This is a genomic window from Mesomycoplasma hyopneumoniae J, assembly GCF_000008205.1.
GTDB lineage: Bacteria > Bacillota_I > Bacilli_A > Mycoplasmatales > Metamycoplasmataceae > Mesomycoplasma > Mesomycoplasma hyopneumoniae.
The window spans coordinates 1-17,259 of the sequence record NC_007295.1 but is presented as its reverse complement, the minus strand read 5'-3'; the positions used below and the strand labels follow the sequence as shown (position 1 = coordinate 17,259).

Below are 17,259 nucleotides of genomic sequence, written 5' to 3'. Positions count from 1 at the left end.
ATCAACTATATTCCAATTTTAGCCCTAATAATATTTTATATAGGTTTACTAGTGACTTGTAAAAAACTTAAATTCAAACATATTGGAAATTTAAGTTTTTGGTTCCTTAATAAAAAATAAGGTTATATATAAAATACTTTTTCAAAAAAAATTAATTAAAATTTTTATGCTTACCTTTTTCTATGTTTATTTCTTTATACTTTTTTTTTTTTTTTTTTGAAAAAATAAATTCCTTAAATAAAAACGAAAAAATAATATCAAGTAATGAAATTTACTTGGCAGATATCAATTATTTTTTCGAAAATTTTAAGAATATCAACAAACAGAACATAGTATTTATTTCAAAAATTTCCACAAATTGAAATACTGAAACAGTTGAAATCAATAAGAATTTCAAATTTATTAACTTTTTCAAATTAATATCACTAAAATATAAAATTAATAACCAATTAGGCAATAAAGAAATTAGCGTTTATTCAAATAAAAATAATGAATTTTTACTTAACACCTTGTATAAGCTAGTGTTAATTTTAGCCTTTATTTAGATAATAAGAATAATAAAATGGTGAAAATTGCCCCTACCATCAACTTGGTTTTGAAATAAATTTCCTGTTATTTAAGTATGATAAAAAGCCTCCTAATCCAGAAAATTTTAGTGAAAAACTATGTAAATAAAGTATTTTATCCCTAGTCCCACCATATTTTTCATCACCAAAAATTGGAAATCCTAAATGTGATAAGCTAACTCGAATTTGATGTTTTTTCCCAGTATGTAAAATGGCAAATTTTTTTTGATTTTTAGAATAAAAAGTTGTAGATGCAAAAAATGAGTTTGGTGATTTTAAAGTAACTTCCATTTTTTGTTGAAAGTTGTTTTTTCTAATAAAAACATCTGTTTTTATAGTGTTTTTTAAATTTATATCTGATTTAAAAGTATAAATTTTTTCAAAAAATTTTTGCTTCTGATTAAGTTCGACCACACTTTGATAGTTCAGCCCGTATAAAATAATCCCGGAAGTTTTCTTATCAAGTCTGCCAATATGAGAAGGTTTAAAAACTTGATTTTCTGGAATTTTTAGATAATTTCAGACTGCTAAATCCAGGTTAAATCTACCACCATGAACTTGTAAGTTTTGAGGTTTGTCAACTAGTAAAATATTTTCATCTTGATAAATAATTTTCAAATTTAACTTAAATTCAGGCACTTTTTTTGAAAAAGTTTTTAGTTTTTCTTGAGAAAAAATTAAAATTATATCCTTTTCTTTTATGATATAATTCTTTTCCTGGAAAGTATTATTAACTTTTATTTTTTTAGTACGAAAATACTTTTGAATTTCGTTATAATTCGACTTCAAAAGTATTTTCTTAATTAACTGAATTAATTTTTGGCCGCTTTGATTTTTTGTTGCGACAAACTTAATCATTAAAACTTATGCTTGATTTGCAGAACCAAATTCTGTGATTTTTTCTTCAATAAGAAGCTGAATGGCATCAGTTCCGGGTGCTAATAATTTTCGAGGATCAAAATTTTTACCTTGTTTTACTTTTCCTGAAAGAACAAATTCGGAAATTGCGGCCGCATTTGCCTGTTGTAATTCCGTATTTACATTAATTTTTGCAATCCCAAGTTTTATTGCCTTCTGGATTTGGTCTTTTGGTATTCCGCTCCCTCCGTGTAAAACCAGCGGAATCTTTGTTACTTTTGAGATTTTTTCTAAAATCTCAAAATTCAGGGACTTTCAATCTGGGGGATAAATACCGTGAATATTACCAATGCCAGCTGCCAGACATGTAATTCCAGTTTCTGTTATTTTTTTTGCATTTTCCGGATCAGCAATTTCTCCATTACCAATTACACCATCTTCCTCACCCCCAATTTGGCCAACTTCAGCTTCAACGGTTGCATTTACTTTGTTTGCTAGCCTAACAATTTCCTCTGTCCTTTCCAAATTTAGTTCAAATTTTTCTTTAGAACCATCATACATCACTGAGGTATAGCCGTTTTTTAGTGCTTCTTTGCAGGTGAGATAAGTTCCATGATCCAAATGGAGAGCGACTGGGACTGTTATTTTAAAATAGTCAATTAAATTTGTTACTAAATTATAAATAGTTTTGAGTCCGCCCATATATGTCAGTACTCTCTCGGAAGTGCCAATAATTAAAGGTGATTTTTTTGCTTGGGCCGCTAAAAGTGCCGCTTTTGTTCATTCGAGATTGTTAATGTTAATATGTGGAATTGCGTAGTTATTTTTCAGTGCTTTTTCCAACATTTCTTTAGTATTTACTAGTTGCATTTTTCCCTTTCGATACTTTTTTTTTTTTTTTTTTTTTGCAGTCGAAACCTTTTAAAAAAAAAAAAAAAAAAACTAAGCGTTAAGATCTGATCTAAGTGTTCAATAATTATCGCCGAGTGGGACAAAATTACCATCAATTGATAGTAATTTGTATAATTCGCCCCGTTTTAGTGTTAAAATTTTATCTGTTGATAAATTAGGTAGTTGATTTTCTCATTTTGACATCAAAGAAGTTTGAACTTCTAAAAAAATGTCGCTAAAATGAGCGGATTCACGATTTTTTAGAAAATCAATTGCAATCGAAATGATTGTTTTCACGTTTTTATATCCTTTCTTTGGCTTTAATCCCAAGTAATTTTAGTCCATTTTTTAGTACTATTTGAACTGCTTTTGTCAGGGATAAGAGACTATTTTGATTTTGATTACCAATTATTTTTGAATTAGAATAAAATGAGTTAAAAAGATTAGCTAATTCAAGCAAATATTTGTTTAAGAGGTTAATTTTATAATTTTTTGTAATTTTTAAAACAATTTCTTCAAATTGTTTTAATTTTGAAATCAAAATAGTCTCGTTTTCAGCTTCAAATTTTAATATTTTTTCTGGAACTATTGTCGAATTTGCCAACAATTTCGAGGCCCTTGCATGGGCATATTGAATTAAAAACAACGGATTTTGCAGGCTTATTTTAGCCGCTAGACCGATATCAAATTCGACAAGTGAGTTATAACTTCTTTCACTAATAAAATAACGGATTGCATCTTGATCAACAAGTTCAAGTAAATCCTTAATCGTAAAAGTTTTCCCCATTCGTTTGGACATCTTAAATTCTTGGCCATTTTTGAATAATTTTACTAATTGATATAGTAAAATATCTAATTTTTGATTTAAATTAACAGTTTTTAGGGCCGCTTTCATTCTATCAACATAACCAATGTGGTCTGCCCCCCAAATATTTATCAAAAAATCCGGCTTAAAATTACTATTAATTTTTTCAAAATGGTATGCAATATCACTTGAAAAATAAGTAAATTCTCCGTTTTTTTTAACTAAAACACGGTCTTTTTGATCACCAAATTTGGAAGTTTTAAGCCAAATTGCCTCTTCTTTTTTATAAACAAAAGGTAAATTTGCTAAATTTTTTTGAACTTTCTCAGTCCTAAAAAGTTCGCTTTCTGAGCTAAAAACATCGAATTTTATAGATAAATTTGCCAAATCAGCTTTAATTTCGTCAAGAAAAATCTCAATAGATTTTTCACGGAAAATTTTATAAGTTTCTAAATCGTCAAGTGATGAATTTTCAAATTTATTTGCATAAATTTGAAAAAATTTCTGCGCGCACCAAATTATATCCTCGCCAAGATAAGCTTCTTCAGGAAGAGCGAATTTTTTAAAAATCTGTTGATATCGGGAAAAAACTGAGCCCACCAAGCGATCAATTTGACTACCAAAGTCATTAATATAATACTCTCGAAAAACAAAATTTCCGCTAAATTCAAGGATATTCGCTAAAATATCACCAATAACTGCGCCTCGAAGATGACCAAGATGTAAAAAACCTGTCGGGTTTGCCGAAACAAATTCAAGGTTTATTTTTTTTTGTAAGGAATAACGGCCAAAATTTTCACCTTTTTGAATAATTTCTGAAACTATATTTGCATATTCATTTTTGGAAATAAAAAAATTAATAAAGCCGGGGGGAGCGATTTCTATTTTTTCTAAATTTAAATTTTCTGAAAGTAGTTGATTTTTAATCGTTTGTGCTAATTTTAGGGAGTCAATTTTGTTCTGTTTAGCAAAAATTAGCGCAACATTAGAGCTATAATCACCAAAATTTTTTGACTTTTCAATAATTAGTTTACTTTCATCAATAATTAAATTTTCATTTTTAAAAAATTTAATTATTGCCTGGCTAATTTTTTTCTTCATTAGGTTTTCCAACTACAACAAGCGCTGTTTTCACAATTCGGTCGTGTAATTTATAACCTTCTGAAACAACTTCAATGATTTTATCATTTTCCCCTGTTTTTATTTCATAAATTTCGTGGACTGATGAGTCAAAAAAATCACCTATTTTAGGATATATTTTGACTAAACCGAAATTTTCCATTACATTTTCAATTTGATTTACAAGCATTTCAAAACCTTTTACATACGCGGAAATTTCGGGATTTTGAGAGATTAAACCATAAGAAATAGCTTTTTTTAGGTTTAAAAAAGGCGAGCTAAAATCCTCAAAAAATGGTTGTAAACTGTATTTTTTAAGTAAATCCTGCTCATTTTCGAGCTTTTTTTGTAAATCAAGTTTTAATTCTTTGACTTTTTGTGTTGCTTTTTCTTCAAAAGTTTTAACCTGAGATTTAAAATCTTCCTCTAACTTTTTGATCTTATCTTTTAACTTAATTGCTTCGATTTCGAGAGTTATATTTCTAGTGGTTAAATTTTGAATTTGATTTTCAAGGTCTTTTAATTTTGCTTCTTTTTTCAAAAATCTACGAGTTTTTTTCTCAGTTTTCTCAGTTTTTTCTACTTCTTTATCTATTTCGAGCCCTTGTTTTTCATCAGGATTTATAACTTTTTTGTCTTCTAAATCATTATCAGAAGACAAATTTTGCAAATTATTTTCAAATTCTTGTAATTTTTTATCACCAAATACCATTTTTATCCCTTTCTAATCTTGCTTTTGTTTGATAAAAAATCTTCCAAAAGTTTTATACCTGTTCGAGCGGCCGAATAATTAATTTTTTTAGCTGCTCCAACCATACTGATTTCCTTAATTGGTAAAAATTTTTCAAATTTTTTCGAAATAAATGAAACTTCTGGGGACTTTATACTGATTTTTAGGGTATCATCGTCTTTTGTTGTTCGATCTTCAAGCATTTCTCAAATTGATTTTTTTTCAATTATATAAAGTAAATCAACAAGTTTGGCCCGCGAAATCTCCTTGTCCAAAATCAGCGAATTTTTATTGTAGATATTAGACTTATTTTGGACTTGAAAATTAAAAATTTTTTCCATAAAATGATGCAAAAGTTCATCGCTGTGTTTAATTTGTTTCTCTAATTCCTGTTTTAAAATAGCTAATTTTGAAGAAATTTCAAGCAAAGGTGTATTTATTAATCTTTCCTGGAAAAGTCTAATAGCAATTTTAACATCTTGTCTTGGAATCTGTTCAGAAAAAGTTATTTTTTTATTTTCCACATTACCACTGGAACTAACAACAACAATAATTCCTTCATTTTGGGAAATTTGCGTTAAATTTATTGACATTAATCGTTCATTTTCGTTATTTGTTGTTGCAATTAGGGTAGTACCAACCGATTCAGAAATTAATTTAACGGCTTCAGAAATTGTGTTTTCAATATTTATGCGACGACGGGCGAATAAATCTTTTAATTTGTTTGCTAAATTTTCATTTTCGTCAAAAGATAAAAATTCCGCATAATATTGAAAACCTTGTAAAGTCGGGATTCTGCCACTTGAACTATGAGATTTTTCTAAGAATCCTTCCTTTTCAAGTTGATTCATAATTGCCCGAAGATATGAAGGTGATTTTTTGATACCATAACTTTGTTTTAAGTTAAGAGAACCGATAGATTCACCGGTTTTTATGAAATTTTCGACTATTTGTTTAAGATATTTTTCTTTTTTTGAGTCTAATTTTGGCATCTTTGGTAAATTATAACAAAAAACAAAGCAAATTAGCAAAATTTGTTATCTAGTAATTTGCTTTATTTTTTTAAAAAATTTTTACTATGAATTAAGTGCTTTTTCAATCTTTTCAATTAAAACTTCGGCTGGAACATAATTAAACTGCTTAAAAAGAATTTGTCCATCTTTAAAAATAAAATGAGTTGGGACAAAAAGTACTTCATATTTTGTCCCTTTTTGACGGAAAAGTTTGGATTCTTCCGCATCAACTTTAATTAATTTTACATCACTTCGGTCTTTAAAATATTTGCTTAATTCTTCATTTACAGGCTCTTGCATTTTACAGTCATTACACCAATCCGCTGCAAATTCAAGGTAAACTACGCCTGTTTTTAATTCGTTTTCGGCTTGTTTTCATAGCATTTTTTTCATTTTTTTTACCTCTGGATAAATATTATGAATTAGAACTGAAACGCTTGGTTCCTTGTCAAAAATTCTTAAAAGTTTTCGCTTTATATTTTTTTGACTTTTTTGTTGCAATTCCTTTAGTATTTTATCATTTATTTTTTTTATATTAGAAAAATTATTAAAAATAATTTTTCTAATAATATCATAGTAAGCTTCCCGATTTTCCCTACTTAAAATTCCATATGTCGTAATCTCTGGAGTTGAAAAAATTTTTTTTTCGATTGGATCGAATAAAAAAGAAACAATAATCAAACCATTGCGTGACAGAGCATCTCTTTCTTTTAGTACTCTAAAGCAAACATCACCAATCCCAAAACCAGAAACATAAATTTCTTCCTCACCTTTTGAAATTTTTTTTCTTGAAAATAAACTACCATCAATGAAATTAGCAGACCTTTTATTTTGCAAAACGATAATGTTTTGTCGTTTGACTTTATTTGCAACCGCGATATTTGAGGCCACAATTAAGTAGCGATATAAACCTTGAATTGGAAGAAAATATTTTGGTTTTAGAAGCTGAATCATCTCAGAAATGTCTTCTTTATAAGGGCGAGCAAGTCCAAAATCTGATTCTGAAATATCAACAATACTTGTTGTTGATTTGGCAATCTGGTCTAAAACTTTTGCATAAAGTTGCTCCATTCCGTTGATTGGAGGGGTCAACATTATCACATAATCAGATTTTTTTAATTTAAAATAAACATCATCGTTTTCAAGAATTCTATTAAAGCGATAACAAATTCTTTCGGGACTTGAAGTAATCAAAATCACCGAATTTTTCTGTTTATTTGCATATTTATAGTCAAAAAATGTCGGTAATTTCTTTAATTTATTAGTTGTTAGCTTATCTAACTTGTAGATCATATCGTATAATTTATCATATTTTTTACCATAAGCGGTAATTTGGCGGTTAAATTTTATCGAAAGATCAATAATTTCTTGTATTGAAACCATTTCTTCATCGTAAGCTGAGACCACAATTCGCGAGTTTTTATCGGCTTTTAAGAAAAAATTTTCTAAAAAATTTTTTGCAAAAAGTTTATTTATTGCTTTTCCAGGTAAGTTTGACTTACCTGAATCAGAAATAAACATCAAAATGCCTTTTGGATTTTGACTAATTTTTTTGATCAATTCAAAATTTGTCTCCCCATAAACACCTAAATTCCCAACGACATAATTAGCCATAAAAACGATTCCGCCATCCTCTGTGTGAAAGCAAAAACCAATTGTTCCGGGCATAGAACCCGCAACTGGAAAAGGAGAAACTGATATCTTTTCATTGATTTTTAGCTCAGAAGTTATAGGAATTACTTCAAAAGCAGATTCAGACAGTCTGTATTTATGGATTCGTTCAATAATTAGTGCTTTTGTGAAAAAAGAGCTATAAATCTTGATTTTTTTCAATTTCATTATCAACCACGGCAAGGCAGAAAATGATTCATTTTTAGCATCAGTGATGAAAACACCCCTGATTTTATGTTGATTTTCCTCAAGATAGGTAAAATCTGCAATAATTGTATCGACACCAACTGAACTATCCAGTGGTATTTTTGCCCCTGAATTAATTATGAAAATATTATCGTCAATCTCTAAAATATAACAATTTTTCCCATTTTCGTCTTGCCCACCAAGTGCAAAAAAACTGATTTTAGCCATTAATTTCCTTTAATTTTCCATTTTTGTTAAATAAATTTTACAAAAATGGAAAATTTATTTAACCAAATTTATTTTTTTTCTAATTTTTTTTATTTTATTGAAAAAATTAGAAAAAATACTTAAATTTTTACTTATTTGTTAAAAATTAGGTAAAAAATAAGTAAAAATTTAAACCTGATATTGATTTTTAACTTCTTTTGTGATTGCAAAAATAAACAAATCAAGATCGAAAGGTTGTAAATCATCCATCGCTTCGCCAAGTCCAACTAATTTAACACTGATATCAAGTTGATCTTTAATCGAAAAAATGATCCCTCCTTTGCTTGTACCATCCATTTTTGTTAAAATTATACCAGAAACGGGAGTTATTTTTGCAAAATTTGCTGCCTGCGAAACCCCATTTTGACCAGTTGTTGCATCGATTACCAAAAGTGATTCATGAGGGGCATTAGGAACCTTTTGGGAAATTATTTTATTTATTTTTTTTAATTCCTGCATTAAATTCACATTGTTTTGCAAACGTCCGGCTGTGTCGATTAAAACCAAATCGGTTTTTTCTTTAATAGCAAAATCCAAACCGCGGAAAACTACAGATCCAGGATCTTTTTCATTAGCTTCGGGTTTTAAAATTAAAGCCCCTACGCGGTTAGCTCAAATTTCAAGTTGCTCAACTGCGGCTGCCCGAAAAGTATCAGCAGCGATTATAAGAACTTTTTTTCCTTCTATAATGAATTTTCGCGCGACTTTGGCAATTGAAGTAGTTTTTCCAGAACCATTAACCCCTGAGATTAAAAAAACATTGATTCTCCCGTCTTTTATGTTCAAATTTGTGTTGACAACTGAACGATTTGAATAAATTGTATACATTTTATCCATAATTATTTCGGGAATTAGATCGGGATTATTGAGATTGTGATGGCGAACTTCAGCTTTTAACGAGTCTATTATTGTTCTGACAAAATTTGGAGAAATATCAGACATTATTAAAATTTCTTCTAATTCTTCGAAGAAATTTTCATCAATTTTAATATGTTTTTTTTGAAGCTGAACTATTTGTTTGAAAAAAGAAAGTCTTGATTTTGTTAAACCGGCAACATATTTATCCAAATTTGCCGGTTTTTCTTGTTTTGTACCAAAAATTTTTTCTCTAATTTTTCGAAAAAAAGACATTTTTAATTCCTATAATTTTTATAATTTTATTAAATTATAAATTAAAATTACTTTTTTCCGTTCAGTTCTTAATAAATAATTTTAAAATTCTATGATTCTAATATAGAAATTTCCTCATCATCAAGAATTGTTTCATTAAAAATAACCTTTGAGTGGGGATTTTTAGCCGCTATTTTAAATGATTTTTGGCTGTGAGATAAATTTATTAAATCCTTTGGGCGAAATTTTTTTAATTTTTCAAAAACAAAAACAAAACAAGATCATCTTAGATCTAAATCGCCTTTTATTTGATTTTCATCAAATGTTTCGCCAAAATCTTCGTTAAAGTCGTTTAAAAAGTCTTCTTTTAGTCGATTTTTAAACTCGTCAACAAGATTATTTTGGTGAAAATCCAATATTTCGTCAATATTGTATTGTGAATTTTTGAAGGATTCGATACCAAAAAATTGCGTCTGCAATACAGTTCAGGAAATTGGCCCATATTTATAAGATTGAAAATTCTCTGAAAAAAACGGTATTTGATACATTCTATAAAATTTTCAATGTGTAAATCAAAGTATTTTTTGCACTCATGTTCGATAAACCTCCCTTTCACCTGTATCAATATAATAATATGCAAATAGATATTTTAAAAAATTAGTTATATTGATTCCTTCCATCAGTTTCTCCTTTCAACATCCACCAATATTAATTTTTTTTAGCCTTTTATTAAAAAAAAGGAAAAAATTAGTAATTTTCGCCTACTTTTCCTTTTTTATTATTTATTTTAACTGAGAAAATCAACTTTCATATTCAGCTTGGCAGTCTTTAATTAATAAATCTAATTTATCAAGACTTTCAATAATCGCGCCCGAAGCATTAAGATGACCCCCACCTCCTCAATTTTGAGCAACTTTTTGAACATTTGGGCCGGATGAACGAAACTCTACCCGCCAGGAATTTTCTTTTTCTTGAACAAGACACAACCAAATTCTGAAGTTTTCAATATTCGCTAGTAAATTTGGGCGCACTGAATTTGAGGGATTTTTATTTAATTTTTTCTGCTCTTCCATACTCAATGTGTAAAAAATTACATTTTTATATATTTTTTTCACAGAAAAAATATAACTATCAAAATCAATATCAGATAATTTTTTTTGATTTAGTTTTTCGTGGATTAATGCAAAATTAAATCCTGTTCTAAATAATATTCCTGTCAAAAAATGTGTTCTAGCTGATGTATTTTTATAAAGAAAACGACCTGAATCAGTATAAATTCCAAGGTAAATGAATGTAGCACTTTTCCGGGAAATTTTCCATTTTGCTTTATATGCCAAGTCGGCAATTTGTTCACAGGTAGCAACATAACTTGGATCAACTCAACGGTAAATTTGTTCAAAATCATCTTCATTTGGATGGTGGTCAATTCGTAGAATTGTTTTAAATTTAAATTGATCAAATAAAAAAACAGATTCAATTCGATTTTTAAAATTTGCATCAACAATTATCGCCAAAGAATTTTTTAAAATTAGCTTATCGGGAATTGAATCTGTTTTTGCATTCAAAAATGAAAATGATCCTTTGTGATTGCCAACTGCAAAAACTTTTTTATTTTTAAAATTATCTAAAATTAAATTTTTAAGCCCTAATTGTGCGCCAATACAATCCCCGTCTGGTCTGATATGGTGAAAAATTACAATTGTATCGTGATTTTCGATAAGTTTTATAATTTCTTTTATCTTAATATTACTCATTTTGTTCAAATTCCTTTACTTGAATAACTAATTTCTCGATAATTTCCTGCGAAATTTCCTTAGTTTTTTCTGACTTTTCTAGATTAATACCTGCTGCATACTCATGGCCCCCACCTCCGTATTCAGAAGCAATTTCATTAACTTTTGGACCATTTGAACGTATTCTAACACGGATTCCATTCTCCATTTCAATCAAAAATAGTCAAATTCGGGCATCGCCAATGTTTGCCAAAATATTAACGGCTGATAACTGATCGTTTCTTAATTTGAATTTATTTTGTATCTCTTTTGAGACAAAATACCATAAAACCTTATCTTTTTTTTTATAATTTGCTAAAACTTCAGCACAAAAAGCGACTTCTTGTTCTGTTCTATTCGACAAAAATCAATTTAATTTTGCAAAATCAAAATTAAATTTCATCAAAAAAGCAGCAACCTGAAATGTTCTTGAGGTTGTTGAAGGAAATAAAAAACGGCCTGAATCAGTTAGAATTCCTAAATATATAAATTTGGAAATTTCACTATTAATTTCCCAATTTTCTTCCATTAGTAGGTACCCTATCATCTCTGAAGCAGCCGAAAAAGTTGGATCAACCCATTTTTCGTTATAAATTTCCTCAAAAATATCAGGGTGATGGTCAATTTTGATTCGTGTTTTAAAATTTGAATTTAGAAAAAAATCTAATTTTTTGATTCTTTTAATATCAGCAGTATCGACTGTAATTGCAAGTGAATTTTGAAAAAATTCATCTTGAATTAAATTTTCATTATCAAAATGAAAATTTAAAAAATTAAAAATATTTTCATTATCCCCAATAAAAAAAACCTTCTTTTTAGGGAATCTTTTTGCGATCGCATAACCAAAACCTTGTTGGGCACCCAGACAATCTCCATCTGGTCTGATGTGATGAAAGATAAAAATATTATCATGATTTTCAATGTTTTGAATTATTTTTTCATAATTTTTTCTTTTCATTTTACCTCTTTTTTTAATCGGCGTGGTGGTATTTTCGATTAAATTTAATCGAAAAACCACGGTAAATTTGCTCTAAAACGATAAGCTTAAAAATTTTATGGGCAAAAGTTAGCTTTCCAAATGATAAAAAACCAATATCTGGCCTTGATTTTGCAATTAATTTTTCATCAACGCCGTACGAACCCCCAATTATAAAACAAATATTCGAGAAATTCAAAAGTTGGGAAAATTCTTTACTCGTTACTGTTTTTCCCCTTTCTGTAAAAAGATAACAAGATGAATTTTTAGGAATTTTTTGCAAAATATCCTTTGTTTCAAGCATTTTTTTAAGCTCTATATTTTCTTGGGAATGCTCAGAAAGGTTGATAAATTCGATTTGATATTTAAACTGTTTGATTTTATTAATTTCTTTTTTGTATAAACCTAATCATTCTCTGGGGCTAGAACCAAAACTTATTATTGAAATTTTCATTAAATTTTAGAGACTTTTTGCATTTTTAAAACTTTAATATGAAACAAAAGCATCTGGATATCAGCAGGATTTACACCACTAATTCTACTTGCTTCCCCAATTGTTTTTGGTCTAACTTTTTGAAACTTATCAAGAGCTTCTGATGACAAATTTGCGACTTTTTCATAATTTAGATCGCCTGGAATCAGTAATTTTTCCAGTCGAATCATCTTTTGGGCTTCAGAATTTTGTTTTTGAATATAACCTTTTAGCCGGGCCATCACAGTTAATTCATATCCGAATTCAAAATCAGGGAGAATATCTTTAAAGTTAACATTTGGTCAGGAAATTAATTTTAACTTGGAAATTCGCTTCTCCAAATTATATTTTTTTGCTAATTCATCTTTTGGGGAAACAAATTCTTTAGAAAGTTCTAAAATTTTCCTGTCAATTTTTGCATACTTTGCTTTGATTTTCAAATACTCTTTTTTGGAGATCAGCCCTGATTTTAAAGCATATTTTGCCATTCGAATATCGGCATTATCATTTCTTAAAATAAGCCGATATTCTGCACGTGAAGTCAGCATACGATAAGGTTCTTTTGTTCCTTTAGTGACTAAATCATCAATTAAAACGCCGATATAACCATCATTTCTTAAAATTTCGACTGGTTTTTTCCCAAGCACAAATTGGCCCGCATTAATTCCGGCGACTAAACCTTGAGCCGCGGCTTCTTCATATCCGCTTGTTCCATTGATTTGACCTGCCATAAAAAGTCCTTTAACTTTTTTAGTTTCCAAACTTTTTTTCAATTCAAGCGGATTTAGGGCATCATATTCAATCGCATAACCGAATTTTGCAATTTTTGCATTTTCCAGACCAGGAATTGTTTTAACCATTTCAAGCTGAACATCCTCGGGCATCGACGTTGAAAGGCCATTAATATACATTATATCTTGTTTTTTTGTTTCTGGTTCGAAAAATATTTGGTGGCGAGGTTTTTCTGAAAAGCGAACAATTTTATCTTCAATCGAAGGACAATAACGTGGTCCAACACCGGAAATTAGACCTGAATACATCGAGGATTTTCCTAAATTTTTGTTAATTATATCATGAGTTTTTGCTGTTGTATAAGTCAAATAACAAGAAATTTGTTTTTTTATCTTATGCTTTGATTGGAAAGAAAAATTTATATTATAAACAGGCAAAACCTCTTTTTCAACTTTTGAAAAGTCAATTGAAGAAGTAAAAATTCGCGGGGGAGTTCCAGTTTTTAACCTTTGAAGTTCAAAACCAAGCCTTTTTAAATTATTTGAAAGCAAATTTGAAGTTTGTTGACCATCAGGCCCACTTGGAATCGCTAATGAGCCTCGAAGAACTTTTGAATCCATGTAGGTACCTGTTGTAATAATCACGGTTTTTGAAAAAAACACTTGTTTTTTCGCTGTTTTTAGCCCAAAAACACGATTTTTTTCAACTAGAAGTTCACTAACCAAATCCTCGATAATTAATAAATTTTCCTGTTTTTTCAAATCCTTTAATATTAATTTTGAATATTTTTCCTTATCAATTTGGGCTCTAATTGCTAAAACGGCAGGACCTTTTGATTCATTTAAATATTTAATTTGGATCATTGCTAAATCTGAAAATTTTCCCTGAACTCCTCCAAGGGCATCGATCTCGCGAGTTATAATTCCTTTTGCTGGCCCACCAATTGCGGGATTACAAGGCATTGAAGCTAATTTTTTCTTATCAAGAGTTATTAGAACAACTTTTAACTTTTTTTTTAATAATGCATAAACTGCTTCGATCCCAGCATGGCCGCCACCGACAACAATAGCATCAAATTCAATGCTTGAATTTTTAGATTTTTTTGACATTAAAAATTTCCTCAAATTAGTTTCTTTTTTTAAATTATACTATAAAATAGCTTATTTTTTTTAAATATTAATCAAAAAAAATAGTCTAAATTTTAGAGAAAATTTAGACTAAAACAAGACCGACTAACTGACAAATTTCTGGTTTTTCTGGTGAAACTATCAACATTTTGTTCATTTTTTCATTAATGTGAATATCAATTACTTTATCAAAAACAGAAATTGCATCTTTTAAATAGCGATAATTTATATTAACCTGAGCTAATTCAGGGTCGAATCGAAAATCTGATGCAAATCTTGGGTTAAATCTGAAATCAAGAACATTTTTTGTCTGAACATTCGACTGACCCGAATCATATTGAGAAATATAGCCTTTTAACGCATTTTTTGACAACGAAAGGTTAATAACATTATCTTTTCCGGGGGTAATTATTGTTGTTTTATCAATCAGATCGAGGATGTCGCGTTTGTTGATTGTAAGTGAGTATAAAATTTCGCTGTCTTTTGGTAGGATATTTGAAATATCCTTGTATTCAATAGTGAAAATTCGCGACTGGATTGTTAAATTATCGTAAATATAACTAATTTTTGAAGATTCAATATTTAATTCGATATCCTTATCAAGTTCAGGTGGGATAAAATCTTTTAAATTTTTCGCGCTAACAGAAATATTTATTCTACTTTTATTCGAAATTTCGATTTTTTCTGAGGCAAATCGAGATGTATCTGTTGCCGAAAAATGTAGAAAACCGGCTTCAGATCTAAGATTTATTGCCGATAAAATCGGCTGTGAAGGATTATTTGTTGTTGCAAAAGCTGTATTTTTTATCGCTCTTTTAAAATTTTTAGCATTTACAGTTAATTTAATTCCTTTTTGCTCAAAGTTAATTTCTGGAAAAAAAGAAGAATCCCGAGTTGTCTTTGAAAAAAGAGCATCTTCCCAAAAAACTTTTAATTCAGAACCAATTAGATGAAAACTTAATTGTTTATCACTTTTTCTAATAACATCACGTAAAAAAACACCGTCAATTAAGCAACTTCCAACATCATGAATTTCAATTAAATCTTTTTTATTAATAAAAACTTTATAAGAAAGCTCACTGTTTGTTGAAATTATAAATAATCCGCTTCTTGTAAGTTTTAAAAAAAACGAACTTAATGGTGAATTTATATTATTTAGAATTGCTGATTGCATTCTTTCAATTTGTCATTCAATAATTTTTTTTTCAATTGTAAATTTCATATTTTTACCTCTAATAATTATATTATATTTGGTTAATTTTTATTTAGTTTTAATAATAAAAATAATAAGGCTGTAGAAATGTAGAAAAAATAGAAAACCACTTTAATTTATAGTACTTTTTGTCCAAAATGCTGTTTAATATTTTTATTTTCGCTGTTTAAAACTTCAGTTTAATTGTTTATAAATGTGGTTAAGTGCAATTTCAAGTTCATTATTGTTGCTTTGTTTTAAGGTATCAATTTTTTTAAGGGTAGAAATTATTGTCGAATGTCTTCTGTTGTTAAAAAAAGTTCCTACGCTATTATGAGTTAAATCCAGAATATTTTTAATTAATCAGATTGCAATATCGCGGGCATGCACAATATTTTTGCCTCTTTTTTCACTTTTTATATCTAAAATTGAGACGCCATAATATTTTGAGACAACCTCAATGATTAAATCAGGGGTAATTGTTTGTTCGATTTCATATTTTTCAACAAAAATTTCAAACATTTTTTTCTTATCAAAATAAATTTCATTCTCAAATTTATTTTTATTTGTTTGGATATAAAAAACAATTGATTTTAGCGCACCTTCAAGCTCACGAATCGAATTTCGAAAATGCTTTGACAAAAATTCAAAAGCATCATTTGTTCAAATATGTTTTTCTAATTTTTCTTCAACTAATTTATGTTTAAAAATCCGCAAAAAGTCTTCTTTTTTCGGCTTGTTTAATTTAATGTGCAACCCTGAACTAAATCGCGTTATAAATCTTTCTTCAAATCCACCAAGTAAAGAAGGCGATTTATCAGATGTTATTATCACTGTTTTATCCTCTTCGATAAATCTATTTAAAATTTCAAGTGCAACAATTGAAGTTTGTTGTTTGTTAGCCAAACCTTGGATATCATCAAAAAGAAAAGCGTCAACTTGAGACAATCAGTTTAAAAATTCACTAATTTTTTCATTTTGACCATTTTGCATCCAGGAAGAAACGCAACTGATAAATTTATAGTCGTTAATGTAGAAAACTTTCTTCTGTTTTTCTACAAGTAAATTTCCGATCGCATTAATAAAATGCGTTTTTCCAATTCCTGATGGTCCTGAAATAAAAATTGGTGAGTAATTTAGTCTTGAATTTGCGACTATTGCGTCATAAATACTAAAAATTTGGAAATTATAACTTGATTTTATAAAGTTTCTAAAGGTAAATTTGTTTAAAACATTGTTAATATTAAAGCTGCAATATTTATTTTTTATGGAAAAGTTTTGGCTTTCTTTTGAATTAATGGTATAATTATTTGTATTGTTAAAAGTTAGGATTTTTGAAATTTCAAGATTTTTAATAGCTTTTTCAACCGTATCAACTCAGCGTGAAATCACTTCCTGTTTCGCGATTAAGTCTGTAAAATCTATAATAATTTCAGTTTCTGTCTCGTTGAGTACATAAATTGTGCTAAAAAAGTTGTTATACAACATTCGATCATTTAATAAATTTTCAATTTGTTGTCTAATTTGCTGTGTTCTAACCTTTAAATTATTTTTATTTGTTTGCATTTTATAAATTTTCCTTTAATTTTGTAGTATAATTTTTAAATCAATTTGTTTTGTTTAAAACAACAAAAATGTTTTTGCAAACATTTTATCAACTTTATTTAGCACATTTAATAAAGTTGATTTTGGTTTTAAATTTTAACAATATTTTTTTAAAATCCCTTAAAATAACTTCTAAAACTTAAATTTAAGCAAAAAAAGGAGAAAAA

At 28.4% G+C, this 17,259-nt stretch carries 15 protein-coding genes; all 15 read right to left on the bottom strand.

The genetic code is table 4. The features are described 5' to 3' along the window. Positions 1-578: 578 nt before the first annotated feature. A complete protein-coding gene (locus MHJ_RS00075) occupies positions 579-1,424 on the bottom strand; it encodes a pseudouridine synthase family protein (RefSeq protein ID WP_011283836.1) in 846 nt (281 codons plus the stop codon). A gap of 6 nt (positions 1,425-1,430) precedes the next feature. Then, the gene (fba, locus tag MHJ_RS00070) at positions 1,431-2,294 is read right to left on the bottom strand and encodes a class II fructose-1,6-bisphosphate aldolase (RefSeq protein ID WP_011283835.1); all 864 of its coding nucleotides are present in this window, start codon (positions 2,292-2,294) and stop codon (positions 1,431-1,433) included. A 72-nt stretch (positions 2,295-2,366) separates the two neighbouring features. Continuing rightward, complete coding sequence (rpoE, locus tag MHJ_RS00065) at positions 2,367-2,612, bottom strand: DNA-directed RNA polymerase subunit delta (RefSeq protein WP_011283834.1); 246 nt, start codon at positions 2,610-2,612, stop codon at positions 2,367-2,369. 4 nt (positions 2,613-2,616) lie between these two features. Beyond that, complete coding sequence (argS, locus tag MHJ_RS00060; protein ID WP_011283833.1) at positions 2,617-4,221, bottom strand: arginine--tRNA ligase; 1,605 nt, start codon at positions 4,219-4,221, stop codon at positions 2,617-2,619. Continuing rightward, complete coding sequence (locus tag MHJ_RS00055) at positions 4,205-4,951, bottom strand: nucleotide exchange factor GrpE (RefSeq protein WP_044284565.1); 747 nt, start codon at positions 4,949-4,951, stop codon at positions 4,205-4,207. The genes argS and MHJ_RS00055 overlap by 17 nt, the downstream gene beginning before the upstream one ends. A gap of 2 nt (positions 4,952-4,953) precedes the next feature. Beyond that, the gene (locus MHJ_RS00050) at positions 4,954-5,961 is read right to left on the bottom strand and encodes a heat-inducible transcriptional repressor HrcA (protein WP_011205849.1); all 1,008 of its coding nucleotides are present in this window, start codon (positions 5,959-5,961) and stop codon (positions 4,954-4,956) included. 84 nt (positions 5,962-6,045) lie between these two features. Further along, positions 6,046-8,067 (bottom strand): thioredoxin domain-containing protein, encoded by a 2,022-nt coding sequence (locus MHJ_RS00045; protein WP_011205848.1) that lies wholly within the window; start codon positions 8,065-8,067, stop codon positions 6,046-6,048. Positions 8,068-8,235: 168 nt separating this feature from the next. Further along, a complete protein-coding gene (gene ftsY, locus MHJ_RS00040; protein WP_011283830.1) occupies positions 8,236-9,237 on the bottom strand; it encodes a signal recognition particle-docking protein FtsY in 1,002 nt (333 codons plus the stop codon). Positions 9,238-9,326: 89 nt separating this feature from the next. Further along, entirely contained in the window at positions 9,327-9,896 is a 570-nt protein-coding gene (locus MHJ_RS00035; protein WP_020835484.1) for a Panacea domain-containing protein, read from the bottom strand. Positions 9,897-9,998: 102 nt separating this feature from the next. After that, complete coding sequence (locus MHJ_RS00030) at positions 9,999-10,970, bottom strand: DHH family phosphoesterase (protein ID WP_014579519.1); 972 nt, start codon at positions 10,968-10,970, stop codon at positions 9,999-10,001. Continuing rightward, positions 10,963-11,946, bottom strand: coding sequence for a DHH family phosphoesterase (locus tag MHJ_RS00025; protein ID WP_011205844.1), 984 nt, complete (start codon positions 11,944-11,946; stop codon positions 10,963-10,965). The genes MHJ_RS00030 and MHJ_RS00025 overlap by 8 nt, the downstream gene beginning before the upstream one ends. A gap of 13 nt (positions 11,947-11,959) precedes the next feature. After that, positions 11,960-12,418 (bottom strand): 23S rRNA (pseudouridine(1915)-N(3))-methyltransferase RlmH, encoded by a 459-nt coding sequence (locus MHJ_RS00020; protein WP_011205843.1) that lies wholly within the window; start codon positions 12,416-12,418, stop codon positions 11,960-11,962. Further along, positions 12,418-14,277, bottom strand: coding sequence for a tRNA uridine-5-carboxymethylaminomethyl(34) synthesis enzyme MnmG (gene mnmG, locus MHJ_RS00015; protein ID WP_044284564.1), 1,860 nt, complete (start codon positions 14,275-14,277; stop codon positions 12,418-12,420). The genes MHJ_RS00020 and mnmG overlap by 1 nt, the downstream gene beginning before the upstream one ends. Positions 14,278-14,380: 103 nt before the next feature. Next, positions 14,381-15,517, bottom strand: a complete 1,137-nt coding sequence (locus MHJ_RS00010) for a DNA polymerase III subunit beta (protein ID WP_011283825.1) — start codon at positions 15,515-15,517, stop codon at positions 14,381-14,383. Positions 15,518-15,661: 144 nt separating this feature from the next. Then, entirely contained in the window at positions 15,662-17,053 is a 1,392-nt protein-coding gene (gene dnaA / locus MHJ_RS00005; RefSeq protein WP_044272251.1) for a chromosomal replication initiator protein DnaA, read from the bottom strand. Positions 17,054-17,259: the final 206 nt, after the last annotated feature.